Raw genomic sequence first — 1,482 nt, 5'->3', positions numbered from 1 at the left:
CATGCGGGTCGGTGAGGTGGGCGAGGCGGAAGGACACGGGGGACCGCATCGCGGTTGAGGCCGGCCGCGTCAAGCGAGCCGGCGCGTGCCGCGCGCCGGCCGAGCCTCACGCCGCGCGACGATCAGGGTTCATGCCGCGCGACGATCAGGGTTCATGTGAAGGCGACCATCCCGACGCCGACGATCATCAGGGCCGCCCCGAGCACGCGCCACAGGCTGGCCGGATGGACCTCGAACCCGACCCAGCCGTAGTTGTCGAGCACGATCGAGGCGACGACGCCGACCGTCACGATGAGGCCGAGGAACGACGCGGCGCCGATCGCGGGCGCGGCGTAGAGCTGGGCCAGGATCAGCAGGACGCTGAGGCAGCCGCCGAGCCAGCCCCACCAGGGCACCGCCGCGACCTGCTCCCAGCTCGGCACGGCGAGCTTGCCGAATGCCAGGCCACCCAGCAGCATGAAGGCCGTGCTGACGAAGAGGATCACCACGGCCGCCGTGACCGGCAGGCCGAAGGTCTTCGAGAGGGTCGCGTTCTGCCCGGGCTGGATCGCGTTCGCGAGGCCGGCGAGGACGGTCAGTCCGTAGAGATACCACATGACTCGGTATCGCGCGGCCGAACCGCCCAGTTTCCCGATTCGGATCGCCTGCGACGAAATGGTGGCGGCCGGCGCCCCGTCGGATCGGGCCACGCGCTCAGGCGCTGCCGATCAGCACCCCCACCGCCAGCACCAGCGCGCCGCCGAGCACGATCTGCAGCACCGCGCGGCCGAACGGGGTCGCCATGTAGCGGGTGCGGATCGCGGCGATGGCGAGCAGCTCGATCGCCACCACCAGCACCGCGAGGCCGGTCGCGAGCGCGAAGGCGTTCGGCCAGTGGCTCGGGATCGCGTAGGGCAGGGTGTGGCCGAGCCCGCCGAGCGCCGTCATCGCGCCGCAGACCAGGCCCCGCATCCACGGGCTCCCGCGCCCGGTGACGCGGCCGTCGTCCGAGAGCGCCTCGGTGAAGCCCATGCTGATCCCGGCCCCGAGCGAGGCCGCGAGCCCGACGAGGAAGGTCGCGCCGTTGCTGTGCGTGGCGAAGGCGGCGGCGAAGATCGGGGCCAGCGTCGAGACCGATCCGTCGATCAGCCCGGCGAGCCCCGGCTGGACGTAGGCGAGCACGAAGGCGCGGTGGGCGTCGTCGTGGGGTTGCGGGGTATGGGGGTCGACGACGAGGGTCGCGTCCATAATCGACATCCTATTTAGATCGATTCCAAGCTACACATTGGAATTGATCCAAACAACCCGTTTCGCGCGGTTTCGAGGTGTTTTCGGGCACGCCGCGCAGCGATCGGCCGCCCCGGGACGCCCGGTCTCGGTTGCGCGGGCCGAGGCGACGGGTCTAGACAGCCACCGGGCGGCGCAGGACGGTGCCGTCCCGCTGTCGCGTCCGAACTGCCCGACCCGTCGCGAGGCGCGGTCGGCGCCTTGCCGCCCTCCGGC

General features: G+C 71.7%; 1 protein-coding gene and 1 pseudogene. Both read right to left on the bottom strand.

Features of this window, described 5'->3' with window-relative positions:
* Positions 1-152 precede the first annotated feature (152 nt).
* Positions 153-596, bottom strand: a complete 444-nt coding sequence (locus FV223_RS27405; protein WP_147729846.1) for a DMT family transporter — start codon at positions 594-596, stop codon at positions 153-155.
* A gap of 97 nt (positions 597-693) precedes the next feature.
* Positions 694-1,164 (bottom strand): annotated as a pseudogene (locus tag FV223_RS27400) (VIT family protein); the annotation flags it as partial.
* Positions 1,165-1,482 lie beyond the last annotated feature (318 nt).

Source organism: Methylobacterium sp. WL116, assembly GCF_008039455.1.
In the GTDB taxonomy this organism is placed as follows: Bacteria; Pseudomonadota; Alphaproteobacteria; order Rhizobiales; family Beijerinckiaceae; genus Methylobacterium.
The sequence above is the reverse complement of the archived record's forward strand: the minus strand, read 5'-3'. Positions and strand labels throughout refer to the sequence as shown.

What these genes read in the sequence shown, in the direction of transcription:
- FV223_RS27405 (WP_147729846.1), bottom strand. Translation starts at nt 596, where the DNA reads ATGTGGTATCTCTACGGACTGACCGTCCTCGCCGGCCTCGCGAACGCG.